Genomic DNA, 25,340 nt, shown 5'->3' with positions numbered 1-25,340 from the left:
TTTAGCGGGAAACGTCGAAGCCGAACAGCTTCGCCGGGTTATTCATCAGCACTTGGGCACGCTCGCGCGCATCCGGCAGCAGTGCCTCGATGAAGGCGAGCTGTCGGTCATAGTCGGTCTGATCTTCGAACTGGGTATTGGGCCAGTCGCTACCCCAGAGGAATCGCTCGATGCCGCCGCTGGCCTCGCGTACCTGCGCCAAGACTTGCGAGGCATGGGCGAGACTCGACCGGCTGCGGTAGGGCGCCGACAGCTTGAGCCATACGCGCGGGTCTGCCAGCACGTCGAGGAAGGCTCTGTGGTTGGGCTTCTCGGCATCGATGCCACCGGTTGGCAGGCCGAAATGGTCGATGACCAGCTGAACGCCACTTTCCAGGATCGACGGCACGATCAGCGCCAGATCCTCGATGCCACGCTGGATTTCGACCTGCCAGCCGCGCACCGCCAGCCGCTTGAACAGGGCCTGCCAGACAGGGCCTCGGTAGTCGGTCAAGGGCTTGCCGATGAGATTCAGGCGAACGCCCACCACACCGGCCTCGGCCAGCTCGTCCAGTTGCGTCTCGCTGATATCCGCATCGACCACCGCGACGCCGCGCAGGCGCTGCGGATACCGACGGAGCGCATCGAGCATGAACCGGTTGTCGGTTCCCAGAAAGCTCGGCTGGATCAATACCCCGTGCGACAGCCCGTTGCGATCGAGATGGTCCAGGAACTGCTCCACCTGGGCGTCGTAGTGCGGGCTGTAACGGCGATCCGCCGCCATCGGCAGGTCCTGACGGAAGATGTGGGCGTGCGTGTCGACGCCGGTGAGGGTGAGCGGTTTAAGGCCGGTCATAAGCTAAACCCTGGTCGATTGTTGTTGTGACGCACGTCCTTGCGTTCGCTGAGATCAGGTCGCGAAACACAAGCTGACGCTTGCGGTCATATCTTCGTGCTGACATATAGTCATATATATGAATAGATGACCATATATGCAGCGGTGGATATCTGTCAATCGGCGGGGCGGTGGTAAAGTGATTACGCCCAGAACAGGATCGATGAAACGATGAATGCCTCGACACTCGGATACGACGAGCGCTTGCCGCTCTATCAGCGCCTGCGGGAAGAGATGTTGGCCAAGATTGCTGCCGGCGAGTGGACGCCCGGTGCGCCCATTCCGACCGAAGCGGAGCTGACCAAGCTCTATGGCGTGGCCATTGGCACGGTGCGCAAGGCGGTGGATACGCTGGTCAACGAAGGCTTGCTACTGCGCAGCCAGGGTCGCGGCACTTTCGTGCGGCGCCCCAACTTCGATGCCTCGCTGGCGCGCTTTTTCCGCCAGGTGGATGCCAGCGGTGGGCGCGAACTGCCAACCAGCCGGATCCTGTCCAAAACGCTGCAAAAGCCGTCGCAACGGGTAGCGAAGGCACTCGGGTTGGGCGAGGGTGAGCAGGTCGTGCATATGGAGCGCTTGCGCACGGTCGAAGGCCGCACGCTGTTTCATGAGGAAATCTGGCTGCCTGCCACGCGCTTCGGCGCGCTGATGGCGTTCGATTCCGAGCAGTTCGGCCCGCTGCTCTATCCGTTGTACGAGCAACAGTGCGGGCAGTGCATCGCCTCGGCCAAGGAGACCCTCACCGTTGGCGCTGCCGACACCACCATGGCGAAAACCCTCGCTATCGATGAGGGTGCTCCGATGGTGATCATCGAGCGCACGGCACTGGGCTACGATCGATCCGCGCTGGAGTATCGAATCTCCCGTGCGGCGGCCGAGGGGTTCCGCTATCAGATCGATATTTCCTGAATGGCAACCGGAGGCAGGGCCGATCGGCTATGCGGACTGTCCTGCGGCGCTTCGGCGCATTGGCCCTGCAAGCGGCCCGTAGCTGCCGCGCGCCTCGGGTACTAGAGCTGAGCGCCAACCGCGGTTTTATCGATCACCGACCAAACCTGCCGGATTTTCTCGTTGTGGAATTCGTAGAACACGTTTTCGCTGAAGGCGACCCTCTTGCCGTTGACCGGAAAGCCGAACAGCGTGCCTGTTGGCGTGCAATCGAACAGTAGCCGGCACGCCACGCGAGGCGGCTCGGCTACCAGCAGATCCACGTTGAAACGCAGATCCGGAATCGCCCGGAAGTCGTCCTCAAGCATTCTGCGATACCCGTTCAGCCCGACTGGTTGACCGTTGTACTGCACCTCGTCATCGACGAAACGGCCCAGCTCCGGCCAGTTCTGACTATTCAGACAGGCGATATAGCTGCGGTAGCGATCGGTGAGCTCGGCGCCGGTCATGGTTGCCCTCCAGGTTTCGTAGTGCGGCAGGCATGCAGGCTAGCCGCCCAGCCCGTAACCTCCCACGGGCTGGGTCTCGAAGCGCTCGCCGAAACCGCTGATGAGCGGCTTGCCGCGTGAAATGGCTTGCTGAACCGAGGGCAATGACAAAGAGGCCTGATGGCTGTGTTGGCTGTCCCACACCTCGGTCACCCAGATGGCATCAGGATCGGTCGGGTCTTGCGCTACCACATAGCTCAGGCAACCCGGCATGCCGCTGATACCCTCGATGAGAATGGCGATCAGCGCGTCACGCTGACCTGACACAACGTTAATCTTTGCTATCAGACCGTACATGGTTGTGGTTTCTTCACTGATGAACGAACGACTGAGCCTAGCAGAGCAGCTGCATTGGTCGGGGGCGTAGGGTGGAAAACGGCGAAGCCTTTTCCACGCGTCATTTCCAGCCCATCCCATCGCATGACGCAGGCGGCGAGCCGGCAGCTCCTGCGCCGATGTGGCGGGACAGCTCGCCACGTCGGGACGGACCTGCCAATCACTCGGCCTTGACCAGCCGCTCGACCGCGCGACGGGCCAACGGCGTGACCAGCAGCACCGCAGGAAAGGCGAACAGCCAGGCGGCCAGCCATGCGCTGATCCAGAGCCCGAAAAAGCCGGGCACCGGACCTGTCGCGCGCAGTGTCGAGATGCCGGATACCATCAGCGACATGAACCCGGAGAGCAGCAGGGCGAACAGCAGCGGGGCGTATCGACGGGCGATCATGGGCGTGCCTCCTGTTTCGCGGTGACTGACACCTGGCCGTGCAGGCGCAACAACGTTTCGGCAAAGTACTGTCCGAACATCCGCGCCGTCTTGATATCGCCCGGCGCGAAGGCATCGGCTGACGACTGCTTGTCCGCCTGAGCCATCAGCCCGGACCAGGAGCCCAGGCGATTGGCAGCCTCGTCATAAGGCACACCCTGATGCTGCTCCGGCAGGATCGGGTTACCCACCCAGAGCATCCCGTGCTGCATGCAGAAGGTGAACATCGACAGCAGTGTCGACTGCTTGTCACCGGCCGGTAGCGACGACACGGTGAAGCCAGCGGCCAACTTGCCGCGTAGCTGCTGCGTGCGCCACAGCGGTCCGGTGGCATCCATGAACGCCTTGACCGGTGCGGATACCCCGCCCAGGTACGTTGGCGAGCCGAGAATGAAACCGTCGAACGGCAGCACGGCGTCCGGCTCGGTGACAAGCGCTCCGGCCTCGAGCAGCTGTGCTTCGATACCGGGCACCTGGCCGATGCCTTCGACGATCGTTCGGGCGATATGCGCGGTGTGCCCTTTGGCGCTGTGGTAGATGACGGCGATCTGTTTCATGGCGTGTTCTCCTGCGGTTGTGTGTGAAGTCGTAAAGGTGGTTCGTTCAGCTCAGCCAGCCGGCGAGCGCGACGGCGGTCAGGTACAGACCGAGTCCGAACACGCCGTGGTTGGCCAGGCTGCGCAGGCAGTTCTTCAGGGGCGTGGGTGTCCGGCGCGCAGCGAAGCCCGACCCCATGGCAGGCTGAATGACGAACAAGGGCACCATGACGGTGGCGAGCCCCAGAGCCAGCGCAGGCAGCGGGGTGGGTTCGAAGGCCCACGCGTTGCCTTGCAGGGCGAGCAGCAGCGCGGCGAAGGCGATGCCGGTGGCGTAATGCAACAGCCAGCCGAAGGCCAGCTCGCCTCTGATCGGCGACGACTTGGCGATTGCCGCGTGCCTCCACTGGCCGTGCAGCAGATGGCCGCCCCAGCGTCCGATGAAGGCGAAGTTGAGGGTCACCACCCCCAGGCGGTTGAGGAGCATCAACCACAGATCCATGACCGCGGTGGCGCCGATACCGAGGCCGCAGGCCAGCATGAGTGAGTGGGTCAGAGTTGCCATGGGAACCTCCCGCTGATTGACCGAATGGTGTTTCGGCGCGACTCTACAAGTTCAAGTGAACTTGAGGTCAAGGGGCTCGCTCATGGATATTTCCGATGTGGCCAGGCGTACCGGTTTACCGGCGTCGGCGCTGCGCTTCTACGAAGAAAAGGGGCTGATCACTTCGCTCGGCCGGCCGGGCGAGCGACGGCGTTTCGCGCCGCAGGTGCTCGATCAGTTGGCGTTGATCGCACTCGGCCAGTCGGCCGGGTTCACCCTCGAGGAAATCCGCGCGATGTTCGCGCCCAACGGCAAACCCGACATCGACCGATCGATGCTCGCGGCCAAGGCCGATGAACTGGACGCGACCATCAGACGCCTTCGCGCCATGAGCAAAGGCCTGCGCCACGCCGCTGCCTGCCCGGCGCCCAGCCACGCCGAATGCCCCACCTTCCAGCGATTGCTGAAAGCGGCGGTGCCGGGAACGCTCAAGCGAGGGCGCGCCAAGCGCGCCTAGGCTTGCCCAGGCAGGGTCATTCGGTGCGGAAAAGCGGGGCGGGCAGGGCTACGGGAGAACGCACCGGCCGGTGCCTGGTGGATCTACAGAAATGATCGCCTCAGGGGGTGTCATCCTCGGATTCGGGGCTGATATCGAAGTGCAGAACCTCCTCGCGAGCGCCCAGCTTGGTGTAAAGCGCCACGGCCGGTTCATCACCATGGTCGGCCTGGATAAAGATGACGTAGGCGCCCAATTCCCTGGCCGTGTGTTGTAGCGCCCGTATCAACGCCGTGGCGACGCCGAGGCGCCTGTGGGATTGCGCGACTGCCAGGTCGTAGACATAGATCTCGCGTCTCGGCTGCTCGAACTTTGGCAGCACGTAGGCGGCCAGCCCTCCGATGACGCGATCATCGACAAATGCGGCGAGCGCAACGAAGGTATCGCTCGACAGCAGATCCCCCAGATAGGGCGTCGAGGGCTGGTCCGCGGTATAGGTGGGTATGTCGTCGAAAGCCTGCCCGAACATGGACAGCATACTGCGCATGTGCGGCACGTCGGCCGAGGTAAGCCTGCGCACGTTGATGGCTTGGGTCATGTCGATCGTCCCATGTTGCCTGACGTTCAGGGTGCATGGTTTACGCAAAGGCGGGCCGATGGCAATCCCGCTTCGGCTCGGAACAGGTCTCGCACCGTTACCTGACGCTCTACAGCCTGATCGTCATGCCGTTCGTGGATATCGCACGCAAATTGTTGCCAGCCAAGCGACCACTGGCGGCAGCACGCAGGGCGCCTGAGGTTTGACGGCAGCGGATCAATAGGGTTTGCGCTCCGCGCCAAAGTCGGGGCCGGAGCGGGTGTTGTTGCCTTTGGCCAGGCGGTCATAGAGCACCACATTGACCGTCGCCGCCAGGTTCATGCAGCCGTTGGTGGGGACTACGTCTTCGCACCAGTCGCGGATCTCCTTGCTGAGCGAGCCATCTTCGGCGCCGAAGATGTACAGCGCACGGTCCGGGTGCGTGTATTCGGGAAGGGCGCGAGCACCCTCGACCAGCTCCACGGCGACCGGCACGCAACCGAGCGGCAGGATCTTGCGCAGGTCATCGATGTTGATCAGTGGAATGTCCTGATGGACCTTCTTGGTGTCGGTGATGAAATCCTTGGCGCGGTCGTAGCGGGTGCCGGTGTAGAACACCGAGGCGGCGCCATAGCAGCCTGCCGCACGCATGATCGCCCCCACGTTGGAGGGCGATTTCGGGTTGCTCAGGCCGATGCAGGCATATCGTTTGTTGCTCACAAGGGAGGACTCGTGCGGAAAATGCGCGAGTATACGGGACCGCCCCGTGGTCGGCGGCTCCGCAGTACTGGCTCCGATCAGGGGATGAGTTTGCTGGCGCGTAATGTCGAGAACACATTGAAGAACGCCTCGTCACTCGCCTGGTAGTCCACGAAGCCCAGCTTTCGGCTCTTCGACATGTCCGTCACGACCTCGATGGGCCGCCCCAGATCGGCATCGGTGTGCCACGGCGAGATGAGTTTGTCGATGTCCGCTTCGGCCAGGCCGAACTGCTTCGACAGATCTTTCCAGACATCCGCGTCGCCCGCCATCTGCTGTTCCAGCGGCGCAGGGCCGTCGAACGGTGCCGCTTCGATGCCGAACCACTCGGCAATGCGCGACCACATCCATTGCCAGCGGAACACGTCGCCATTGACGATATTGAACGCCTGGTTGGCGGCCGCCGGTGTGGTCGAGGCCCAGCGCAAATGTCTGGCGAGCTGGCCTGCATCGGTCATGTCGGTCAGGCTGTTCCACTGGACGTCCGAGCCCGGAAAGCGGAATGGTCGACCGGTGAAGCGGCAGATCGACGCGTATACAGCCAGCGTGGTCGCCATGTTCATTGCATTGCCGACCGCGACACCGGTGATGGTGTGTGGCCGGTGGATGCTCCAGCTGAAGCCGTCACGCTCTGCTGCTGCAAACACCTCATCTTCCTGGGCGTAATAGAAGTTTTCCACGTCCAGACGACCCTGCTCCTCACGAAACGGCGTTTGTGGCAGCGAGCCCTTGCCGTAGGCTTCGAACGGGCCGAGGTAATGCTTGAGGCCGGTGACCAGCGCGACATGGCGTACCGAGCCGGCAGGGCGGACCGCTTCGAGCACGTTGCGGACCATCTGTGCGTTGACGCGGATATTCTCCGCCTCGCTGGCTTGGCGCGCCCAGGTCGTCAGAAACACGTGGGTAGGCGCGACCGCGCTTAGCTGCGATGCCAGCGTCGACGGGTCCAGCAGGTCCGCGCTGATCGGCGTCACGCCCGCTTCGGCATTCGGCCGCCGCGCCAGTCCGGCAACCGCCCAGCCCTCGTTGACCAGCAGGCGCGACACCGCGCTGCCAACGATTCCACTCGCGCCGACCACCAGTGCTTGATTTGTCATGTTCAGACCCCCACAAAACGAAACAGGCCTGCACCTTACCCACTCGAAAATGCCGATCCAAGTCGGCACCAAATGGTAACCATCCCCCATGCAACCGGGCTCTGACGAAGAACAATGGCGCGAAGACTGCGCGCCGCGGCGCGTGCTTGAGATCTTCTCGACCAAGTGGACCAGCATGATTCTGCACACGCTGCAGGCGCGGCACGACGGCATCGCCCGAAGTGGCGCGCTGCATCGAAGCCTGCCGGGCATTTCCAAGAAGATGCTGGTGCAGACCCTACGCGACCTGGAGTCGAGCGGGCTGATCGAGCGACATACGCTCGATACGGTACCGCCCGCGGTGAGCTATGCGCTCTCGCCGCTGGGCAAGCTCATGGTCCAACCCATCGAGATGATCTACGAATGGGCGAGGCAGAACTCAGCCGCCCTCGATCAGTTGCAGCCGAGGCCGACGTCCCGCAGGCGTGGGTAGGCCTCGGTAAAGCTGCACCGGCTTGGAACAGCTGAGGCCCGATCTGCTCTCAAGGAGAACGACAACCCGGAGACAATTCATGTCACTGCCCTTGCTGATCCGTAGTGCACTCGCCCTGGCGGCGTCAGCCGTCTATATCGACCATCGCAGCCGCAAGAGCGAGGAAGATCATCCGCCGACAGGCCGCTTCGTGGAAGTGGACGTCGTGCGGCTGCACTACATCGAGAAAGGGCAGGGCCGGCCGCTGGTGATGTTGCACGGCAACAGCTCCATGGCCGCCGATTTCGAGCTCAGTGGCCTGGTGGACATGGCGGCAACGCGGTATCGGGTCATCGTGTTCGACCGCCCGGGCTACGGTTACAGCGAGCGACCAGAAGACCGATGCTGGACGGCGACCGAACAGGCCCGTCTTTTCAGTCAGGCCTTTGCGGCAGTCGGGGCCGAGCGGCCGCTAGTGCTTGGGCATTCCTGGGGCGCCATGGTGGCCGTTGCCCTTGCGCTGGATTTCCCCGAGGCCATAGCCGGGTTGGTGCTGGAGTCCGGTTACTACTATCCGAGTGTTCCGCTGGCGTTGCCCCCGTCAATTCCTGTCATTGGCAACGTGCTGCGCTACGGCGTTTCGCCGCTGGTAGGCCGAGCCCTGTGGCCGGTTCTCCTCCGGCGAGTATTCGCTCCGGCCCCGGTGCCAGAGCAGTTCCGAAACTTTCCGATCTGGCGGGCGCTGCGCCCCTCGCAGCTTCAGGCGAGCCTGGCGGAACTGGCACTGACCAACGCATCGGCCGAGGCACTGGGCAAGCGTTATGGGCAGCTGGCGGCGCCGACGCTGATCATCGCCGGGCGCGGAGATCGGCTGGTAAACACCGAAGCCCATTCGGTGCGCTTGCATGCCGAGGTGCCCCACACCGAGCTACGTATCATCGACGGCCAGGGTCATATGCTGCACCACACGCGGCCGGATGCGATCCTCGAGGCGATTGACCGGGTAGCGGAAAAGGTCGATGCGCAGCGCGATGCGTCTTCTGATGAAGGGAAGGGTGCCACGCCCTGAGGAGGGCCCCCACCACTCTGGGGCGGGGGCAAGCCATAGCCAGATCCGCCAGTGGTGTGCTGGCGGCCGTCGGGCAATCAAAGCTGTGCGCCAGCCGCACCGGCGTGTTGCGTGCGGCTGGCGTGACGGTTACGGCAGCGAGGCGTCGCTAGTCGAGTACCACGGCGTGGCCTTCAAGCGGATTGATGTTGCCTTTGATCAGCGACTCGGCCAGCGATTGTGCCGCTTCCAGACCGGCGTGCTCGTTGACTTGCATCCAGGGCTGCTGCGCATCGCTTACCCGAGCGATAAACGCGAGCTGCGCCTCGTTGAAGCGGCGGGTTACCTCGGCTGCGCCCCAGTCGGCGTTGCGTTTCTTGATCTGATAAGGCGCAAAATAGGGCTGTGGCTGAGGACCACTTAGTGCCTGGTCGGGTTCTGCATAGTCCTGGTTCTGTGCCGATCCGGCATAACAGTCATAGACCAGGGAAGCCTTGAAATGCGCGTGGACCTGCTGTCGAAGTGTGGCGCTGCCTGAGAAGTCCACGTAGAGCGTCGGTACGCTCGGGTCAAGCGAGCTGAGTTGGTCGTAGCTGAGCGCTTGGCGATAGCAGCCGAGGGTTTGTACGAAGTCGGTATTACCGGAGGAGGTCAGGCCGAGCACCTGCACGGGCGGGTTGTCTTGCAGGCAGAACGCCGTGCCGTACGCCGTCTTGCTCGATGCGCTGGACATCACAATCTGCCGCGCACCGAAGAAGGCGTTGTCCTCCAGAAAGTCCGCCAGCATGAACGAGGTGATGAACAACGGACGCAGCAGCATCTGGTAGTTCTCATTCTCGGCTCGATAGGCCGCATCGGTGCTGATGCGTTGGTACTGGTTATAAGCCGATGTCAGCTCCAGTCGATGCTCCGCACCGTCGTAGAAACCGCGTTCGGACACGCGCACCGGCTGCATGACAATGTGGCTGGCGATCGGCCAGAAGCCATAGAAGCGCTCGCTCTTCGCCAGGCCCTCGACGTTGCTTTCAACGATCTCCGCGAATCCCCACGCGGGCATGTGAAACCAGTCGGCGTCGCCGGTCGGGAAGAAGTCCCAGTAGCGCAGGTGAGGGGTTTCGCCGAACGCTGCGTAGGTGACGTTGTTCGTGGTCAGGGCCAGGCGGCTGATCCGCAGCAGGACTTCGCCGGGCTTCAGCTCAGGCATCGGCTGGGTCTGAATGCGGGTCTGTTCCATGTCTTTCTTGTTGTTTTGCAACTGGCGGATGAGGCTCATCAATGGCACCTTTGCTTGGTAGTCGAGTACACCGACTCTAGCCTTTCCGTTTTGCCGCCGGGTTCGGATTTCATGAGCAAACCATTGCCGAGCGCCAAGCCGCTCAAGCGGCCTACTCAAGCGCGCGCCAAGTTTACGGTGCAGGCGATTTACGACAGTTATGTTCGGATCTGGCAGCGAGATGGCTGGTCTCGCCTGACCACCCGCGCCGTTGCACTGGAAGCTGGCGTGGCCATCGGCACCCTTTATGACTACTTCCCCAGCAAGCAAGCGCTGCATTCGGGATACGTGCGCTATTGCATCGAGCAATTGCTGGAGGCGATCGACGAACAGGCAGTTAAGCCGACTGCGATTGCCTGGACCCTGCGCGTCCAGCGCATGGTGCGAACGCTTGCTGGCGTTGATTCCCATCTGCCCTGGTTTCACCCGGACATGCTCGAACTGGAAACACTGGTTGCCGAGCCCAAGCACCAGCGCCGGGTATACGAGGACCTGTTGGGCGCCTGGCAGCGAGTGATCGACGCGGCGACCGACCTCCCGGTAAAGCCGGACGCCGCAACCCTGGAGGCGCTGCACCTATCAGTCTGGGGTGGGCGCCGCTACGCCATGCTGGTGCAACTTGAGCCAGCGCGTATGGAGGACTGGGCTGGCTGCATGGAGCAGCTATGTCTGCGCACGCTGGAAGGCCCGAGCGGCTCGGCCGGATAGCTGTCAGTAATGACTGAAGGCAGTAAAGAAGTGGGCTGCGGCTCGCGCCCGAACCCCGGACCGAGTGTTGTCATCATGGCTTGCCTTGCGGACATTTAGCGCTGTTATCAGAACGGTGTTTCCCCGCTAGAGAAATGAGTCGGCGCGTTATGGACAGCCGGCCGTTTGGGCAGCCGCTCAAAACTACCGCCTCGCACCTGAAACCGCATCTCCTTGCCGAGCTAGCCGTTGCGGCCATCTTGCCTACCGCCAAACGCGACGCTCACTGGCAATTGGCCGTCGCTTTTCCGGCTAATGGCGCCGCTAGATAGCCCGTAAGCTCAATCGAAGCGCTTTTCGCATCCGGCTCCGTCAAGGCGGGCGAGTCTGGCCGCAGGTTACGCAACGCCCGGATCGCGAAGCGACATTGCCAGCCACCGAGGACACCAACGTGACTACGATTGCGACGCGTGCTTGTACATGGAAGACATTGGCTCTGGCGGTTTGCCTGGGGCTCGGCCTGAACACCGCAACGGCGGCGCCGAGGCTGGATTTTTCCAGTGAGTACAACGCCGGCTCCATTCACGTCGAAGGCGACAGCTTCTTCATCCAGCAGGTCGAGGAACTGGCAGGCGACGATGTGGACATCACGCTGCACATGGGTGGCAGCCTGGGCTACAAATCACCCGATCACTTCTACGCCGTGGCGGACAATGCGGTTCAGATCGCCGATACGCTGGCGGCGTTCTTCGGTGGGGTGGACCCGATCCTGCTGCTGTCGTCACTGCCGTTCATCGTCGACAACATCGACGAGGCCAAGGCCCTCTACGACATCGCGCGTCCGGAATATGAAAAGGTCTTCGCCAAGAACGATCAGATCCTGCTCTATTCCTCGCCGTGGCCGCCTACCGGCATCTGGGCCAAGAAGCCCGTCGTCTCTGCCGAGAGCCTGAAGAACCTGAAAATCCGCACCTTCGACCGCACTGGCACGCAGGTCTTCAAGGAGGCGGGCGCCGCGTCCATCAGCCTGGCCTGGGGCGATGTCGTTCCGCAGCTGGCCACCGGCGGCATCGAAGCGGTGTTGACCTCGGCCGACCTCGGTGCGGCTGCCAGCTTCTGGGAGCAGCAGAGCGACTTCAGCGGCGTGCAGTACGCCGTGCCGCTGAACATGGTGCACATGAACAAGGACGCCTTCGACGAGCTGTCCGAGAAGGCGCAGGCGGCGATCCTCGAGGCGGCCAAACGCACTGAGGCGCGCAACTGGGAGGCGGTGCGTAGCCGTGTCGCGGCCAACTACGAGACGCTCGCCGAGCACAAGGTGGCGATCCACGATCCGATCCCGGACGACTTCCGCGCGTTCCTCGGCAACGCCGCCAAGCCGGCGGTCGCCGAGTGGCTGGAGGACACCGGTGAGCGAGGCCAGCAGGTGATGTCCGCCTTCGAGGCCTGGAAGGCCAAGCAGTGATCCGAATCCTGGCGCGCCTGTCGGGCGGGCTCAACCGTCTCGGCGCGGGCATCAGCATGCTGATCATCGTCTACATGCTGGGCCATATCCTCGCCGAGGTGGTGTTGCGCCTGTTCAGCCAGTCCACCTACGTGCTGGATGAATTCATCGGCTACGCCGTGGCCGCGATGATCTTTCTCAGCCTGCCGTACGCGCTGGAACAGGGCGGGCTGATCCGCGTGTCGATTCTGCTTGAGCGCCTGGCGCCGCGTTGGCGCTGGCCGCTGGAGCTGGCCGCCACGCTGGCCACGCTGGCGGCGTTCGGGCTGGTGGCGGCCATCTGGTTCAAGGGCGTGCAGCGCAGCTATCAGCGCAATCTGATCAGCGACACCATGGCGCAGACGCCGCTGTGGATTCCCGAATCGGCCGTGCTGGTCGGCCTTTGCATGCTCTGCCTGACGTTGTTGGTGCGCGCACTGGTGATACTGCAACAGCGCGGCGACTATCGCGCCTAAGGAGCAAGCATGGAGATGATCGTAGTCGCGCTGGGCGTCGTCGCGATCCTGCTCACCACCCTGGCGCTCGGCGTCTGGGTATTCGCCGCGCTGGCCCTGGCGGCCATTCTTTCACTGTGGGGCTTCGGCGGCTTCTGGTTCGAACGCATTGGCCTGATGATGTCGAAAATCCTCTTTCGCGCCAGTAATAGCTGGGAACTCGCGGCGATTCCCTTGTTTATCCTCATGGGCGAGCTGATCTTCCGCTCGGACATTTCGGAGCGTTTGTTCCGCGGCCTGGCACCCCTGACGCGTTACCTGCCGGGCGGGCTGTTGCACACCAATGTGTTCGGCTCGACGCTGTTCGCTTCGGTATGTGGCTCCAGTGCGGCAACCACCGCCACGGTGGGCAAGATCACCACCCGTGAGCTGGCGAACCGCGGCTACAACCGCGACCTGTCGCTCGGCTCGCTGGCCGGCGCGGGCAGTCTCGGGCTGCTGATTCCGCCGTCGATCATCATGATCGTCTATGGCGTGCAGGCCGAGGTGTCCATCATCAAGCTGTTCATGGCGGGCCTGCTGCCCGGCCTGATGATGGCGGCGCTGTTTTCGGCATTCATCATCATCCGCTCCGTTGCCAACGCCAAGGTTGCGCCTCGCGAACCTCGCGGCGACACCAGTCTGCTCTCCGCGCTGGGCCTGCTGATGCCGATCCTGCTGCTGATCGGCCTGGTCATCGGGGCCATCTACAGCGGCATCGCGACCCCGTCGGAGTCGGCCGCCATCGGCGTCACGGCTTCGCTGGTGCTGCTGGCGGCCGAGCGGCAATTGAGCGTCGCGCTGATCCTCGATGCGCTCAAAGGTACGCTGCTGACCTCCGCCATGGTCTGTAGCCTGCTGGTGGCGGCGGCGATGCTGTCGGCGGCCATGGCTTACCTGCATTTGCCCCGCGAGCTGGCAGCCTGGATCGCCGCCCAACAGCTATCGCCGGTGCTGCTCCTGCTGGCCATCGCGCTGTTCTATGTCCTGCTGGGGATGTTCCTCGACGGCATTTCGCTGACCGTCATGAGCTTGCCGATCACCCTGCCGGTGATCGTAGCCGCCGGCTACGATCCGATCTGGTTCGGCGTGTTCCTGGTGATCATGGTTGAACTCGGGCAGATAACCCCGCCGGTGGGCTTCAACCTGTTCGTCATCCAGTCGCTGTCCGGCGAGCCGATAGGCCGCGTGGCGATGGCGGCGCTGCCATTCTTCCTGCTGATGTGCCTGGCCGCCGCGCTGATCACCGGCTGGCCGCAAATCGCGCTGTGGCTGCCAGAGGTGCTGAGCGGATGACGAGGGGGCGTGGCCTGCGTTTGCGCTACCTGGCCTGCTGAAATATCGAGTCGCGCCGCAAATGAACAAGGGCAGCTATAGCTGCCCTTGTTCATCCCCGAGAGAGCCTGGCTTCGAAGTAACGATCGCTATCGAACAGCGCCGCGACATTTTTACAACGCGTACGGTGCGGTCGGCTCAGCGCGCTGGATGGTCGCCGATGAACTTGCTGAGGAACTGCCGTGTGCGCTCGTGCTGCGGTGCGCCGAACAGCTGCCTGGCGTCGCCTTGTTCGACGATCACCCCGTCGTCGATGAAGATCGCCCTGTCTGCCACGTCGCGGGCGAAGCTCATCTCGTGGGTGACGATGACCATGGTGCGCTTTTCCTCGGCCAGGCCGCGAATCGTGGTGAGCACTTCGCCGACCAGTTCCGGATCGAGCGCCGAGGTTGGTTCGTCGAACAGGATCACGTCCGGCTGCATGGCCAGCGCGCGGGCAATCGCCACGCGCTGTTGTTGACCGCCGGAGAGGCGCTTGGGGTAGGCGTCTTCCTTGCCAACCAGGCCGACCTTAGCCAGCAAATCGCGGCCGCGCTCAACGGCCTGGCTGCGCGGCTCTTTCTTCACCTGCACGGGGCCCTCGATGACGTTCTCGAGGGCGGTGCGGTGGGGAAACAGGTTGAAGTTCTGGAACACGAAACCGACGTGCTGGCGCAGCTGGCGGATCAGTCCTTGCTGCGCCTTGAGCGGTTTATCGGCATCGATGTGAATCTCACCGACGCTGATCTGCCCGCCGCTGGGTTGTTCCAGCAGGTTGAGACAGCGCAGCAGGGTGGTCTTGCCCGAACCGCTGGGGCCGATGATCGCCAGCACTTCGCCGGAGGCTATGTCGAGGTCGATGCCCTTGAGCACCTCCTGGCCCTTGAAGGACTTTTTCAGGTTGCGCACGGAAATCATCAGGCGTCCTGCTCGTGGCGGTTGACCCGGTCTTCCAGGCGACCCTGGAAGTACGCCAGCACGCTGGCGAGCAACCAGTAGATCAGCGCGGCGGCCAGGTACATGGTGAATATCTCGAAGGTGCGTGCGGTGATCAGCTGCGCCTGGCGGAACAGCTCGGGCACCTGGATGGTGGCGGCCAGGGCGGTGTCCTTGACCAGCGAGATGAAGCTGTTGCCCAGCGGCGGCAGGGCGGTGCGTGCGGCCTGCGGCAGGATGGCCCGATACAGCGTCTGCGCGCGGCTCATGCCGATACTGGCGGCCGCTTCCCACTGGCCACGGTCGATGGACGCGATAGCCGCGCGCAGGATCTCGGCGGTGTAGGCCGCCATGTTCAACGAGAAGCCGATCAGCGCGGCCGGCAGCGGATCGAGCTGAATGCCCAGTTGCGGCAGGCCGTAATAGATCATGAACAGCTGCACCAGCAGCGGCGTGCCGCGAAAGAACGACACGTAGATCCGCGCCAGCCACTGCAACGGCCAGTAGCCGTACAGCCGCAGCAGGGCCAGGCCGAAGCCCAGCAGCAGGCCGAAGAACATGCCGCCCAGGCTCAGCACCACGGTCCACCACGCGCCCTTGAGCAGGAAGGGCAGTGAGTGCAGCACCAGCTGCAGGCTGCTGTCGATCATTGCGTGACGTCAGCCCCGAACCATTTCTCGGAAAGCTGTTTCAGCGTGCCGTCGGCGCGCAGCTTGGCAATGGCCTCGTCGATGGCGGCGAGCAGCTGCGGGTTGCCCTTGCGCAGGGCGATGCCGGACTCCTGGCGAGAGAAGGCGTCACCGGCCACGGCCAGGCGATTGCCGGTTTTCTCGACCATCTCGAAGGCGGCCAGACGGTCGACCAGAATCACGTCGATGCGGCCGACGTTGAGGTCCTGGAACTTGGTCGGGTCGTCGTCGTAGGTGCGGATATCCGCCTGTGGCACGTTCTCCTTGAGCCACTGCTCGTAGTTGGTGCCGAGGCCGACGCCGACCTTCTTGCCGGCCAGGTCAGCCGAACTCTTGATGCTGTCCGCATCGGCCTTGCGGGTGAGTGCCTGGATGCCGGAGACGGTGTAGGGCGTAGAGAAATCGTACTTCTGCTTGCGTTCCTCGGAGATGGTCACCTGGTTGATTACCACATCCAGACGCTTGGATTCCAAGGCGGCGAGGATGCCGTCCCACTTGGTCGGCTGGAACTCGGCCTTGACCCCCAACTCCTTGGCCAGGGCGTTGGCGAGGTCGACTTCGAAGCCGGTCAACTGACCGCTTTCGTCCTGATAGTTGAAGGGTGGGTAGGTGCCTTCCAGGCCGACCTTGAGGGTGCCGTTGGCCTTGATCTCATCCAGCAGATCGGCGGCGAACACCGGCGTGAACAGGCTGGCACCGAGCAGCAGACTCAGGGTGCCGAGCAGGAAACGACGACGCAGAGTGATGAATTTCATGGAAGGCCTCTAGGTGGGCGGGGAAGTCGGTCAACTCTAAGGGTTGATCTTTATTCAATAAAATAATTAGAAATTATCTTTACCTTAGTTAAAGAAATATGGCGTGCGTTCAGAGTGCCCATGGATGATAGGCGAATAGCGCCGGCGCACCACCGGTATGCAGGAACAGCAGCGGACCCCGGCCGGGGAAGGCGCCGCGGGCAATACCGTCGAGCAAGCCGGCGAAGGCCTTGCCGGTGTACACCGGGTCGAGCAGCACGCCTTCCTGTTCGGCGAGCAGGCGGATTGCGGCCAGGGTGCCGGCATTCGGCTCGCCGTAGCGCGGGGCGAAATACTGGTCCCACAGCTCGATGTGCAGCCCTGCCGGCACATCGACGCCGAGCAGCTCGGCGGTGCGTTGCAGCAGGCCTTCGACCTTGGGCCGCTGAGTCGCATCCGGGCGCGATACGGTGACCCCGATCACTCGGCTGTCCGGCCGCGCGGATTCCAGCGCCAGCGCCAGGCCGCTGTGGGTCCCGGCGCTGCCGGAGGCGAGCAGCACCGCGGCGAAATCCTCGCCGCTGCTGTGCATTTGCTCGGCCAGCTCCAGGCCGGCGCGCACATAGCCCAGGGCGCCGAGCGCATTGGAGCCGCCGATGGGCACCACGTAAGGTTTGCGTCCGGCGTTGCGCAGGCGCTCGGCGGCGGCCAGTAGCAGCTCGTCGGCGTTATCCAGGTCGGCGGCCATTTCGATGTCGCATCCGAACAGGTCGAGCAGCAGGCGGTTGCCGTTGGTGAGGTAATTACCCTCGGCAGTGTCCAGCGGATTTTCCAACAGCGCCAGGCAACCCAGACCAAGCCTGGCTGCCAGCGCTGCGGTCTGGCGTACATGGTTGGACTGGATGGCGCCGGCGGTGACCAGCACATCCGCGCCCTGGGCCAGGGCATCGGCGCCCAGGTACTCGAGCTTGCGCGCCTTGTTGCCGCCAAGGGCTAGCGGCGTGAGATCGTCGCGCTTGATCCAGATATCTCGACCCAAGTGACGTGACAGACGCGGTAGGTGTTCCAGCGGCGTGGCGGCGGCAATCAGTTCAAGGCGAGGGAAGTGGGCGAGGGCGTCGGTGAGCATAGGAGCAGGCTTCTGCGCAGAGATGTGTGATCACTGTAGAAGGCAATTCGGCGTTGCCACAAGCCGATAACCAGCGATACGGCATTTTTAGAAGGGCAGTTGGAGCAGAGAGATGACTGGCGTCTTCAGGCTGCACAATCTGGTCGTTTGTTGACGCTAATGGGAGCCAGTTTCGACCAGAAGCGGACAGCGGCCCGCCGGGATGCCAAGATTCGAATCTCCCTGACATCCGCGCTGAGGACTGAATGGCAATCGAGATCAGGTCAGCTGTCAAAGATGATGCCGAGGCCATAAGCGAAGTCATTATCGCCGCGTTAAGAGCCACGAACGCCAAGGATTATTCTCAGGCTGTCATCGAGCAGGTCGAGAAGAGTTTTTCGCCGAGCGCTGTCGCAGCGTTGATCGCTAAGCGCATGGTTTTTGTCGCGCTAGCAGACAACAGGATCGTTGGAACCGCTAGTCTCGATGGCCAGGTTGTCAGGACTGTATTTGTTCGGCCGCAGTTGCACGGACAGGGTATTGGCCGCCAACTCATGAACACTGTCGAACAAACAGCGAAGCGGCAAGGGGTCGAGATCTTGTCAGTTCCGTCTTCGGTTACAGCTGAGCGCTTCTATCAGAAGCTCGGCTACTCGGCTGTACGCGAGACCTTCCACGGCGAGGAACGGACGATCGTGATGGAGCGTCGCTTGATGGATTCTGACTGAGCGTAAGCACTGAACTAAACGCCCGCGGCCGGCTGTAACAGCGTTTCGATTCATCACCGATGCGTATTGCTACTTGGCTTATATATACGGGCTGACGTGGCCGCCAAGCCCTCTGAACTATGTACGTCATGATTTCAGTACGTTCGATAACAGCCGGCGACTGGTGCGACTATCGAAATATACGTCTACGTGCGCTTCGCGACTCGCCAGATGCCTTTGGAAGCACCTACGAGGCGGAGGCGGTGAGGAATGATGATGCCTGGGAGTCCCGCATCGCTGATGCGATCGCTTCGGGAACAAGCCGAATTTTAGTCGCCCTGAATCAGCAAGAACTGTGCGGACTGGTCTGGTGCAAGCTGTCGGCGTCAGATCCCGAAGCAGCCGATATATTTCAAATGTGGGTAGCCCCTACCTCAAGAGGCTCTGGTGCAGGCCGTGCCTTGCTCGAGGAGGCGCTTACGTGGGCCAGGGGCACCGGAGCCCGTCGTGTTCGACTGGATGTCGCCGCCTCTAACAGTCGTGCCATGCGTCTTTATAAGTCCTGTGGATTCCGCCCCGCGGGGCCATTGGAGCCGCTACGGGATGGATCCGATCTCGTGGTGCAGCCGATGGAATTGGTGTTTTAGTTTGTCCGCTTTTGCCGAAGGTGAGCGTCCTTGGCCATAAGCAGTCCAGCGCAGACGAATTCAAGCGCGATTCTGTATTGTGAAAGTACGATTAGTGGTGGTGCGAATTGGTTCAACGTTGGATTGACGTGATGCCGTACCAGCATAGATATTTAATCCTGAAGTCCCCACACTGATGTGCATTATGCGAATGCTTGCGCTTGGAATGCTGTTGCTCACACCCCTCGCTTTTGCCTGGGATGGCATCGATCAGGAAAGTGGTGCCGATATCGAGATTGATGCGGGAAACCTTGTCCGCGAAGGCGAAGCGATCGACTACTACGACTACAACTCAGGCAATTACCATTCCGGCAACGTCGAGTCGATGGAGAGCAACGGCGATGGTACCGTTGATGTAGAGGTCTACGACGAAACCAGCGGTGAATACCGTACGTTCGAGATGGATGAGGACTGACATTCAGCCCACCCTCATCACTTAAACATGAGAAGAGCAGATGCTTAGGCCGGGAGCCACTCTTCATTTCGAGCAACAGAAGTCTTGGCCATAACCAGTTCTTTGACGCGCTCCATTTCCGCTTCTTGTGCATCGGTCAAAGGGGAGAGCGGCTCGTTGATGGGATCTGTCCATGCCAGCTCACGTGTCGATGGGCGGAGCATGACATTCGTGAGGTTAGCGTCGACCACGCCATCTATAGAAGGCAGGCAGTTAGCAGCAAGCAACAGAGTCGTCAGTAGGGGGGCGAACTCTTCGTACACAGAGGTAGCGGCTTCGCAATCAGTCATGAACTGTGGGCGATCATGGGGCACCACATTTGACTCCCCATTGGTGAGCGAAAGCAGAACCTCATCGAGGCGAGTGCCCTGAGGACTCTCGGGGGCAATCGGTTCCAACCATTCGACCTGGGCCAGCCAGTAATAGAGTTCTTCATCCTCATCAAACGGAGCTATCGGGCCGAAGTCCTTGATCACATGCACCACCGAGGGATTGCCTTTGGCCGACTGCTCTGCAAGAAATACATGGCATTTACCATCGATACTGAGGCGATACAGATTGCCGTTACGCTGGAACAGCATCGCTGATGATCCATGCTTAAAGTACTCGGCGCCGCGAAGCGGCTCCTGGGACATCACATAGTCGAAGTAGGGGCCGGAAAAAAGCTGGGGCATGATGGCGTGATCCTTGTGTTTTTGTACCACCAGCGCCTTAAGCGCTGGTTAGGGTCGCGATGCGTTGTTGGAGGTTTTCCAGTTCATCGACAAAGCACGTTTCTCTATCCTTGAGTCGTTGAACACGGCACTGCGAAGGTTGCTTGCAGCCTTCTGTATTTGGGCTGCAGTTCTTACAGAAAAGCGCCTTTGCATCCTCGGTCTGTTCTTTGGCTATACGCAGCGCCATGCGCAAGGTGCGTCGCTTGAGCGACAGCACCAACACCAACGGCCAATTAAAGAAGTGGCGCATCACAACCAGCCCTTGTCGCGCAGGCCTGCAACCTTCGCGAGCAACTGGGCGCGAGCTGCATCGAGTTTGTCAGGATTGGTTTTGATGGAGAGGTCGGCGCGATCCTTCTTGCCGAGAAAGTAGTTGATGCGCTCCATGCTGGCCGGGGAGGGGTGCGGCAAGCCAGACAGAACCTGCTCACCCTTCACCAATCCTTTGCTCTGCAGGTGTTCGAATGCTGCGCTTACCTTCTCGCCCAAGGGGACAAAAAGGCAGTTCGCGCTCAATGCTTTCACCTCTTCTGCCAGATACGTATCGACCTGATGGCGCAGGGATGGGGCGGTCAGCATTTTGGGGGTGCCGTTGTAATTCCCACCGTTGATGAACACTGGGTAGCGCAAGGCCGAGGTGTAATGCACCAGGTGGATATGTGTGTCGAACAGGTGGGCGCAGCTGTTGATCCCTAGCAGGTCAGCAATACCGACCGAGTCGAGCAGGTTAATCAGGTTCTTGCGCATTGCACCGGCAAAGCTGGCCGTTTCCTTCGCCTTGCGCTTGGCTTCCTCGCTGGGGGTGCCGGCGTTGAGCAGGCGACGTGCCTCTTTCAGAGCCACCACCGCTTGATGCATGCCAGGCGTGATACCGCAGATGGTGATGCGAGCTTGCGTGTTGATATAGTCGAAGGGCGCGTAGAACGTCTGCAGGCTTCCTTCTGAGGACAGCAACAAGTCCTTGGGCAGCTCGGAACCGCTCAGGGCAACGGCGTTATTGGACAGCAGCGGCGTGAATTTTTCAAAAAGGCTCATGTTCATTCCTTGATTAGCGTTTGCGGTTTAGCAGGCGACGTTCAGCGGCGTGGGTGGGTACATCCCGCCGAGTGCGTTTATGGGATTTCGTTGGCTTAAGACGTGCGTCTCGGTAACCCGCCGTAATGACTACCTCTTCGGTGATCACTGCGTAGATGTTGCGACTGTGCAGGGCGAGCTCCAGATCGCTCGAGTCCACGTCTTTGAGCAACTGCAGATAGCTATCCCTGTCAAAATGGAACAGGCAAACTCCGCGATTGTGGCTTTCTTCGCCGTAGCAGAGCAGCCAATCCAACTGCTTGGAGCTGATCAGCCTTTCCTGGCAGCGTTGTTCGGCGTGTTTAGTGAGGATCATGGCGTCACCTCACACAAACTGAGTTGCTATGAACAGCCGGCGGCCATTCAGCCAACGCAGAGCTTCGTGCGAGTCGACGACAGTCCGAGCGCCTTTCTTGCTAGTCACTAGGCGATCTTCAACCTTGGGCTGTGCGGCATTGCGCACTGCTTTCTCAGTCATCCCGGCCAGGAAGGCGATGTCGTTGAGGGTCAGGTAGCCCTCGGCTGTATTTCGCAGGATCTCGGGTAGAGCGTTGTAGGCAACATCCTCATGAATGTCGCAGTCCAGTCTTGCTCTTACCGATGCAAGCTTGAACACCTGTTCCAACCTGAGAGGCAGAGAGTTCACGGAGTGAAACTCGGCATCCCAACGAGCCTGATTGATGAAGGATGCAAAATCCAACCAGTCATGATCTTCCAATTCGATGCCGCCTGACTTCAGCTGCCCATTAACTGCGTAGTCAAAGCAGCGCTCGGCGATGCTCAAGAAGCGTGTGGATCCATCCAGGACCCGATCGAGTTCATTTACATCGCACCTGTACTTCTCTGCTTCAGCTTCCAGATGGCCGCGGTAAGCCGCTGCGACCTCTTTCTCTAGGTCTGAGCGGAGAATCCTGAGATTGGGTGTTGCATAGTGGCAAAGCTGGTCTTCAAGTCGAATTGAAATTTCGTCGTCGATTTTTTCTTTGCTGCGCATGGCGAGCACTCCAGTGGGCGTGCTCACAGCATAGTGCCTAGAATATGATAATTTCAATAGAATATATGGTGTTCGCATAGGAATATTGCGAAGAGGTCAATTCAATGCCCAAGATGGCTTGCCGCCCCTAGTACGGTGACGGACGGATCAGTGCGATTAGAGCAGTCGAAGAACGCCAACAAGGTGCGAGTGATGAGCGTCGATATGGCGATTGACTGCGGCCCACAAGTCAACCCGGAACGTATTCGTGCGCAGCTCGAAGGTGGCGCCATCATGGGGCTGAGCATGGCGCTGAGTGGCGAGATCCCTTTTGGGAATGGGCGTGTAACCCAAAGCAACTTCCACGACTACGAAGTGCTGCCCCATAACGCATCTCCGCGAACGAGCCGTACCCATCTAGTTAACGACGACCACAACCTACCACCTAGTGGTGTAGGCGTACCCCCAGTGCCGCCAGTGGCACCGGCGCTATGCAATGTCATCTTTGCTGCAACCGGCAAACAGGTGCGTAGCTTGCCTGTGCGCACTGTGGGGTGAGTATTCTCTGATTGTGAGCATGAGGCAGGCTAAGAAAGTCACGCGCTGCTTGATCAGTCTTAGCTGAGGAGCTGAGACGAAAGGAGTCGACAAGCCACGTCAACGAAGGGCTGCTCTTGGCCGAAAGCAGACTATGCAATTCAACGATCCCACCTCCAGAAGCTGAAGGGTTTACACCGCCAGCCAGGTCCGAGCGCGGCGCTAACGCTGTCCCTTGGCTCTGCGCTCCGTGGTGGGGGTAGGGTGCTTATGTCTAATAGCGGCCCCGTATACAGCGCAGCTCGTCGGGTTTATAAATTCTCCGCGCTAGTTGGGCTCAACATTTGCTCCATCTACCGATAACGACAAGAAACCATCACTGCATTCCGCGTCCTGCGGTTGCAGCAGCAGGTCAACCCGGCCAGGTACGGTCGGTTTACTGACGACTCGCCTCTTTTGGATATCGATGCGATCGGAGCACTTCTATGTGCTGTGAGGGATCACTGCGCCCGTGCGAAACGTTATTCGCTCCACCGGATGCCGGCCGCAGGCCAGGCGTGACCTAGACCCGATCGCAGACGAATCAATGAAGCACCTGACCCCGACTAAGCTGACCCTTGCCCTCGTGACCGCGCTGAGCCTGACGGCTTGCTCGAGCATCGAGCCGCGTCCTTTCACCGAACAGGCGCTGGCCGAGCAGGGGCGCGCTGACCTCAGCACCGCCCAGGCGGATGTCGAGCCGATTGTCGGCGCGCTGTCGCTCGATCAGGCGCTGGCTCGCGCGCTCAAGTACAACCTCGATCGTCGTGCGCGGATGATGGAGCAGGCGCTGGCCTTCCAGCAGCTCGACGTGGCCCGCTACGACATGCTGCCCAAGCTGCTTGCACAAGCCGGCTACACCTCGCGCAACAACGACAAGATCAGCCAGAGCCGCAACGCCGAGGATGGCTCGCTCTCCGAATCGCGCTTCATCTCTCAGGAGCGTGACCACACCGTCAGCTCGCTGGGCCTGAGCTGGAACATGCTGGACCTCGGCATGGGCTACTACGGCGCGCGCCAACAGGCCGACCGGGTGCTGATCGCCAGCGAGAAACGCCGCAAGGCCATGCACCTGCTCATGCAGGACGTACGCACCGCCTTCTGGCGTGCTGTCAGCGCGCAGAAACTGCAGGCCGACGTGCATGCCGCGACCCTGATGGCCGAGGAAGCGCTCGCCGATGCGCGCCAGGCCGAGGCTGAGCGCCTGCGCAACCCGCTCGACTCGCTGCGCTACCAGCGTCAGGTGCTGGAAAACCTGCGCCTGCTCGAAGCCATCGAGCAGGAGCTGTCCACCGCGCAGACCGAGCTGGCGGCGCTGATCAACGCGCCGATCGGCCAACCGATTACCCTGGTCGAGCCCGAGTTCGCCCTCGATCGCGTAGCGCTCGAAGTGCCGGTCGCGACCATGGAAGAAGTCGCCATGACTGCCAATGCGGACGTGCGTGAGCAGCACTACAACGCCCGCATCGCCCGTGAAGAGACGCGCAAGACTCTGGTACGCCTGTTTCCGAGCCTGAACTTCAGCTATGGCGTGAACTACGACACCGACAGCTACCTGGTGAACCGCCAGTGGAACGAGGCCGGCGTGCAGCTCTCGTTCAACCTGTTCAACCTGCTCACCGGCCCGACGCAAATGAAGCTGGCCGAAGCCGGCGTCATGCTCGCCGACCAGCGGCGCGTCTCGGCGCAGATGGCCGTGCTCGCGCAGGTCCACCTGGCTCGCCAGCAGCTGCTCAACGCCCAGCACCAGTTCGAGCGCGCCGATGCCATCTGGCAGATCGACCACCGCATCAGCGAGCACATGGACAATCGCGAGGCGATCCAGGTACAGAGCAAGCTCGACCGCGTCGCCAACCAGACGACCGCCATTCTGAGTTTGCTGCGCCGATATCAGGCGCTGGCGCAAGCGCAGACCGCCGAGGCGCGGTTGCAGGCAACCCTGGGCGTGGAGCCGGAAATCGGCAGCGTCAGCGACCAGTCGCTCGGTGCCCTGACCAACTCGCTGACCGCCAGCCATGGTGGCTGGGATCAACTGGCCGCACGCGCAGCCAAGGACGGCTCGCAATGAAAACCTCGACCCTCATCGCCATGCTTGTCGCGATAGGCGCCGCGTCTGCGCAGGCACAAGAGGCGGCGGACGCACCTTCGCGTGCCGGCTTCGATCGCCAGGAGATCCGTGCCCAGCTGCTACCCCGCCAGTTCACTACCCTGGCCGCGGAAATCGGCGCCAAGGTCAACAAACTGACGGTGCCGGAGGGCGGCGCGTTCAAAGCCGGCCAGGCATTGGTCAGCTTCGATTGCAGCGTGCAGCAGGCCATGCTGCAAAAGGCCCGCGCGGAGCTGAACGCCGCCGAGGCCACCGACAAGGCGAACAAGCGCCTGGCCGAACTCAACTCGATCGGCCAGCTGGAAGTGGACCTCGGCCATGCCGGGCGCCAGAAGGCCGTCGCCGAAGTCGGTGCGCAGCAGGCGGTGCTCGGCAAGTGCACCATCGCCGCGCCCTTCGCCGGGCGCATCGCCGAGCAGAAAGTCCGTGAGCAGCAATTCGTCCAGCCCGGCCAGCCCTTGCTGGATATCCTCGACGACAGCGTGCTGGAACTCGAATTCCTGGTGCCCTCGGCCTGGCTCGTCTGGCTGCGTAATGGCCAGACCTTCGAAGTGGAAATCGATGAAACCGGCAAGCGTTACCCCGCACGCTTCGAACGCATTGGGGCGCGTATCGACCCGGTCAGCCAGTCGGTGAAGGTCGCCGCGGCCATTGATGGACGCTTCCCCGAACTGATAGCGGGCATGAGTGGCCGCGTCATGGTCAACGCACCGACGCTCTAACCGAACCCAACTGCATACCTGCACCC

At 61.7% G+C, this 25,340-nt stretch carries 33 protein-coding genes and 1 pseudogene; 15 read left to right on the top strand and 19 right to left on the bottom strand.

Annotation, left to right across the window (positions count from 1 at the left end; all coding sequences use genetic code 11):
* Position 1 precedes the first annotated feature (1 nt).
* Complete coding sequence (locus tag KVO92_RS06425; RefSeq protein WP_217474785.1) at positions 2-835, bottom strand: amidohydrolase family protein; 834 nt, start codon at positions 833-835, stop codon at positions 2-4.
* Between the two features lie 210 nt (positions 836-1,045).
* Between KVO92_RS06425 and KVO92_RS06420 the strand changes: the two genes are divergently transcribed.
* On the top strand, positions 1,046-1,783 hold the full coding sequence (locus tag KVO92_RS06420; RefSeq protein ID WP_217474784.1) for a GntR family transcriptional regulator: 738 nt from the start codon (positions 1,046-1,048) through the stop codon (positions 1,781-1,783).
* A gap of 101 nt (positions 1,784-1,884) precedes the next feature.
* On the opposite strand, the gene KVO92_RS06415 is transcribed toward KVO92_RS06420, so the two are convergent.
* The 5 genes from KVO92_RS06415 to KVO92_RS06395 form a co-directional block, all read right to left on the bottom strand.
* Positions 1,885-2,271: an ester cyclase gene (locus KVO92_RS06415; RefSeq protein ID WP_217474783.1), complete on the bottom strand. Its 387-nt coding sequence runs from the start codon at positions 2,269-2,271 to the stop codon at positions 1,885-1,887.
* A gap of 39 nt (positions 2,272-2,310) precedes the next feature.
* Positions 2,311-2,607 (bottom strand): putative quinol monooxygenase, encoded by a 297-nt coding sequence (locus KVO92_RS06410; protein ID WP_254621294.1) that lies wholly within the window; start codon positions 2,605-2,607, stop codon positions 2,311-2,313.
* Between the two features lie 199 nt (positions 2,608-2,806).
* Positions 2,807-3,034, bottom strand: coding sequence for a DUF2798 domain-containing protein (locus KVO92_RS06405; protein ID WP_217474781.1), 228 nt, complete (start codon positions 3,032-3,034; stop codon positions 2,807-2,809).
* Entirely contained in the window at positions 3,031-3,630 is a 600-nt protein-coding gene (locus tag KVO92_RS06400) for a flavodoxin family protein (RefSeq protein ID WP_217474780.1), read from the bottom strand. The genes KVO92_RS06405 and KVO92_RS06400 overlap by 4 nt, the downstream gene beginning before the upstream one ends.
* Positions 3,631-3,676: 46 nt before the next feature.
* Positions 3,677-4,174, bottom strand: a complete 498-nt coding sequence (locus tag KVO92_RS06395; RefSeq protein ID WP_254621293.1) for a DUF2938 domain-containing protein — start codon at positions 4,172-4,174, stop codon at positions 3,677-3,679.
* Positions 4,175-4,256: 82 nt separating this feature from the next.
* Between KVO92_RS06395 and KVO92_RS06390 the strand changes: the two genes are divergently transcribed.
* Complete coding sequence (locus KVO92_RS06390; RefSeq protein WP_217474779.1) at positions 4,257-4,670, top strand: helix-turn-helix domain-containing protein; 414 nt, start codon at positions 4,257-4,259, stop codon at positions 4,668-4,670.
* Between the two features lie 100 nt (positions 4,671-4,770).
* Here the strand turns inward: KVO92_RS06390 and KVO92_RS06385 are convergent, their stop codons facing one another.
* Entirely contained in the window at positions 4,771-5,247 is a 477-nt protein-coding gene (locus KVO92_RS06385; RefSeq protein WP_217474778.1) for an AAC(3)-I family aminoglycoside N-acetyltransferase, read from the bottom strand.
* A gap of 65 nt (positions 5,248-5,312) precedes the next feature.
* Here KVO92_RS06385 and KVO92_RS22615 point away from each other — a divergent pair.
* Positions 5,313-5,453 (top strand): annotated as a pseudogene (locus tag KVO92_RS22615) (sterol desaturase family protein); the annotation flags it as partial.
* A gap of 10 nt (positions 5,454-5,463) precedes the next feature.
* Here the strand turns inward: KVO92_RS22615 and KVO92_RS06380 are convergent.
* Both KVO92_RS06380 and KVO92_RS06375 read right to left on the bottom strand, forming a co-directional pair.
* On the bottom strand, positions 5,464-5,946 hold the full coding sequence (locus tag KVO92_RS06380) for an RNA methyltransferase (RefSeq protein WP_217474777.1): 483 nt from the start codon (positions 5,944-5,946) through the stop codon (positions 5,464-5,466).
* A 77-nt stretch (positions 5,947-6,023) separates the two neighbouring features.
* Entirely contained in the window at positions 6,024-7,082 is a 1,059-nt protein-coding gene (locus KVO92_RS06375) for an SDR family oxidoreductase (RefSeq protein ID WP_217474776.1), read from the bottom strand.
* Positions 7,083-7,170: 88 nt separating this feature from the next.
* Between KVO92_RS06375 and KVO92_RS06370 the strand changes: the two genes are divergently transcribed.
* The gene (locus KVO92_RS06370) at positions 7,171-7,554 is read left to right on the top strand and encodes a winged helix-turn-helix transcriptional regulator (protein ID WP_217474775.1); all 384 of its coding nucleotides are present in this window, start codon (positions 7,171-7,173) and stop codon (positions 7,552-7,554) included.
* A gap of 79 nt (positions 7,555-7,633) precedes the next feature.
* Complete coding sequence (locus KVO92_RS06365; protein WP_217474774.1) at positions 7,634-8,602, top strand: alpha/beta fold hydrolase; 969 nt, start codon at positions 7,634-7,636, stop codon at positions 8,600-8,602.
* 148 nt (positions 8,603-8,750) lie between these two features.
* On the opposite strand, the gene KVO92_RS06360 is transcribed toward KVO92_RS06365, so the two are convergent.
* Positions 8,751-9,854 (bottom strand): DUF2855 family protein, encoded by a 1,104-nt coding sequence (locus KVO92_RS06360; protein WP_217474773.1) that lies wholly within the window; start codon positions 9,852-9,854, stop codon positions 8,751-8,753.
* A 72-nt stretch (positions 9,855-9,926) separates the two neighbouring features.
* On the opposite strand from KVO92_RS06360, the gene KVO92_RS06355 reads away from it, so the two are divergent.
* The 4 genes from KVO92_RS06355 (at position 9,927) to KVO92_RS06340 (ending at position 13,814) form a co-directional block, all read left to right on the top strand.
* Positions 9,927-10,562 carry a TetR/AcrR family transcriptional regulator gene (locus tag KVO92_RS06355; RefSeq protein ID WP_241785118.1) on the top strand — a complete coding sequence of 212 codons (636 nt, stop codon included), beginning with the start codon at positions 9,927-9,929 and terminating at the stop codon, positions 10,560-10,562.
* Between the two features lie 430 nt (positions 10,563-10,992).
* The gene (locus KVO92_RS06350; protein ID WP_217474772.1) at positions 10,993-12,006 is read left to right on the top strand and encodes a TRAP transporter substrate-binding protein; all 1,014 of its coding nucleotides are present in this window, start codon (positions 10,993-10,995) and stop codon (positions 12,004-12,006) included.
* The gene (locus KVO92_RS06345; RefSeq protein WP_217474771.1) at positions 12,003-12,500 is read left to right on the top strand and encodes a TRAP transporter small permease; all 498 of its coding nucleotides are present in this window, start codon (positions 12,003-12,005) and stop codon (positions 12,498-12,500) included. The genes KVO92_RS06350 and KVO92_RS06345 overlap by 4 nt, the downstream gene beginning before the upstream one ends.
* Positions 12,501-12,509: 9 nt before the next feature.
* Positions 12,510-13,814, top strand: a complete 1,305-nt coding sequence (locus tag KVO92_RS06340) for a TRAP transporter large permease (RefSeq protein ID WP_254621292.1) — start codon at positions 12,510-12,512, stop codon at positions 13,812-13,814.
* Positions 13,815-13,991: 177 nt separating this feature from the next.
* Here KVO92_RS06340 and tcyN read toward each other — a convergent pair whose 3' ends face one another.
* The 4 genes from tcyN to KVO92_RS06320 all read right to left on the bottom strand — a co-directional run bounded on the left by tcyN (position 13,992) and on the right by KVO92_RS06320 (position 17,320).
* A complete protein-coding gene (gene tcyN / locus KVO92_RS06335) occupies positions 13,992-14,750 on the bottom strand; it encodes an L-cystine ABC transporter ATP-binding protein TcyN (protein ID WP_217474770.1) in 759 nt (252 codons plus the stop codon).
* Positions 14,750-15,418 (bottom strand): cystine ABC transporter permease, encoded by a 669-nt coding sequence (tcyL, locus tag KVO92_RS06330; protein ID WP_021207640.1) that lies wholly within the window; start codon positions 15,416-15,418, stop codon positions 14,750-14,752. The genes tcyN and tcyL overlap by 1 nt, the downstream gene beginning before the upstream one ends.
* The gene (gene tcyJ / locus KVO92_RS06325) at positions 15,415-16,212 is read right to left on the bottom strand and encodes a cystine ABC transporter substrate-binding protein (protein ID WP_217474769.1); all 798 of its coding nucleotides are present in this window, start codon (positions 16,210-16,212) and stop codon (positions 15,415-15,417) included. Before tcyJ ends, tcyL begins: the two co-directional genes overlap by 4 nt.
* A gap of 109 nt (positions 16,213-16,321) precedes the next feature.
* A complete protein-coding gene (locus KVO92_RS06320) occupies positions 16,322-17,320 on the bottom strand; it encodes a D-cysteine desulfhydrase (protein WP_217474768.1) in 999 nt (332 codons plus the stop codon).
* A 245-nt stretch (positions 17,321-17,565) separates the two neighbouring features.
* Here KVO92_RS06320 and KVO92_RS06315 point away from each other — a divergent pair, with 245 nt between their 5' ends.
* The 3 genes from KVO92_RS06315 to KVO92_RS06305 all read left to right on the top strand — a co-directional run bounded on the left by KVO92_RS06315 (position 17,566) and on the right by KVO92_RS06305 (position 19,107).
* Positions 17,566-18,027, top strand: a complete 462-nt coding sequence (locus KVO92_RS06315) for a GNAT family N-acetyltransferase (protein WP_217474767.1) — start codon at positions 17,566-17,568, stop codon at positions 18,025-18,027.
* 119 nt (positions 18,028-18,146) lie between these two features.
* A complete protein-coding gene (locus tag KVO92_RS06310) occupies positions 18,147-18,653 on the top strand; it encodes a GNAT family N-acetyltransferase (protein WP_336512607.1) in 507 nt (168 codons plus the stop codon).
* A 205-nt stretch (positions 18,654-18,858) separates the two neighbouring features.
* A complete protein-coding gene (locus KVO92_RS06305) occupies positions 18,859-19,107 on the top strand; it encodes a DUF5334 family protein (RefSeq protein WP_217474765.1) in 249 nt (82 codons plus the stop codon).
* Positions 19,108-19,151: 44 nt separating this feature from the next.
* Here the strand turns inward: KVO92_RS06305 and KVO92_RS06300 are convergent, their stop codons facing one another.
* From KVO92_RS06300 to KVO92_RS06280, 5 genes are read right to left on the bottom strand one after another with little or no spacing between them, the layout of a single operon-like run.
* Positions 19,152-19,820, bottom strand: coding sequence for a hypothetical protein (locus KVO92_RS06300; protein ID WP_217474764.1), 669 nt, complete (start codon positions 19,818-19,820; stop codon positions 19,152-19,154).
* Between the two features lie 37 nt (positions 19,821-19,857).
* Positions 19,858-20,112, bottom strand: coding sequence for a hypothetical protein (locus tag KVO92_RS06295; RefSeq protein ID WP_217474763.1), 255 nt, complete (start codon positions 20,110-20,112; stop codon positions 19,858-19,860).
* Positions 20,112-20,897 carry a hypothetical protein gene (locus KVO92_RS06290; protein WP_217474762.1) on the bottom strand — a complete coding sequence of 262 codons (786 nt, stop codon included), beginning with the start codon at positions 20,895-20,897 and terminating at the stop codon, positions 20,112-20,114. The genes KVO92_RS06295 and KVO92_RS06290 overlap by 1 nt, the downstream gene beginning before the upstream one ends.
* A 13-nt stretch (positions 20,898-20,910) precedes the next feature.
* Entirely contained in the window at positions 20,911-21,252 is a 342-nt protein-coding gene (locus KVO92_RS06285) for a hypothetical protein (protein ID WP_217474761.1), read from the bottom strand.
* A gap of 9 nt (positions 21,253-21,261) precedes the next feature.
* Positions 21,262-21,930: a hypothetical protein gene (locus KVO92_RS06280; RefSeq protein WP_217474760.1), complete on the bottom strand. Its 669-nt coding sequence runs from the start codon at positions 21,928-21,930 to the stop codon at positions 21,262-21,264.
* A gap of 135 nt (positions 21,931-22,065) precedes the next feature.
* On the opposite strand from KVO92_RS06280, the gene KVO92_RS06275 reads away from it, so the two are divergent.
* The 3 genes from KVO92_RS06275 (at position 22,066) to KVO92_RS06265 (ending at position 25,314) form a co-directional block, all read left to right on the top strand.
* On the top strand, positions 22,066-22,467 hold the full coding sequence (locus tag KVO92_RS06275; RefSeq protein ID WP_336512606.1) for a molybdopterin cofactor-binding domain-containing protein: 402 nt from the start codon (positions 22,066-22,068) through the stop codon (positions 22,465-22,467).
* 565 nt (positions 22,468-23,032) lie between these two features.
* On the top strand, positions 23,033-24,553 hold the full coding sequence (locus KVO92_RS06270; protein ID WP_217474759.1) for a TolC family protein: 1,521 nt from the start codon (positions 23,033-23,035) through the stop codon (positions 24,551-24,553).
* On the top strand, positions 24,550-25,314 hold the full coding sequence (locus KVO92_RS06265; RefSeq protein WP_217474758.1) for an efflux RND transporter periplasmic adaptor subunit: 765 nt from the start codon (positions 24,550-24,552) through the stop codon (positions 25,312-25,314). The genes KVO92_RS06270 and KVO92_RS06265 overlap by 4 nt, the downstream gene beginning before the upstream one ends.
* The last annotated feature ends 26 nt before the right edge of the window (positions 25,315-25,340 follow it).

This window comes from Stutzerimonas stutzeri (assembly GCF_019090095.1).
GTDB lineage: Bacteria > Pseudomonadota > Gammaproteobacteria > Pseudomonadales > Pseudomonadaceae > Stutzerimonas > Stutzerimonas stutzeri_AN.
This window is presented reverse-complemented; position numbering and strand designations above follow the sequence as displayed.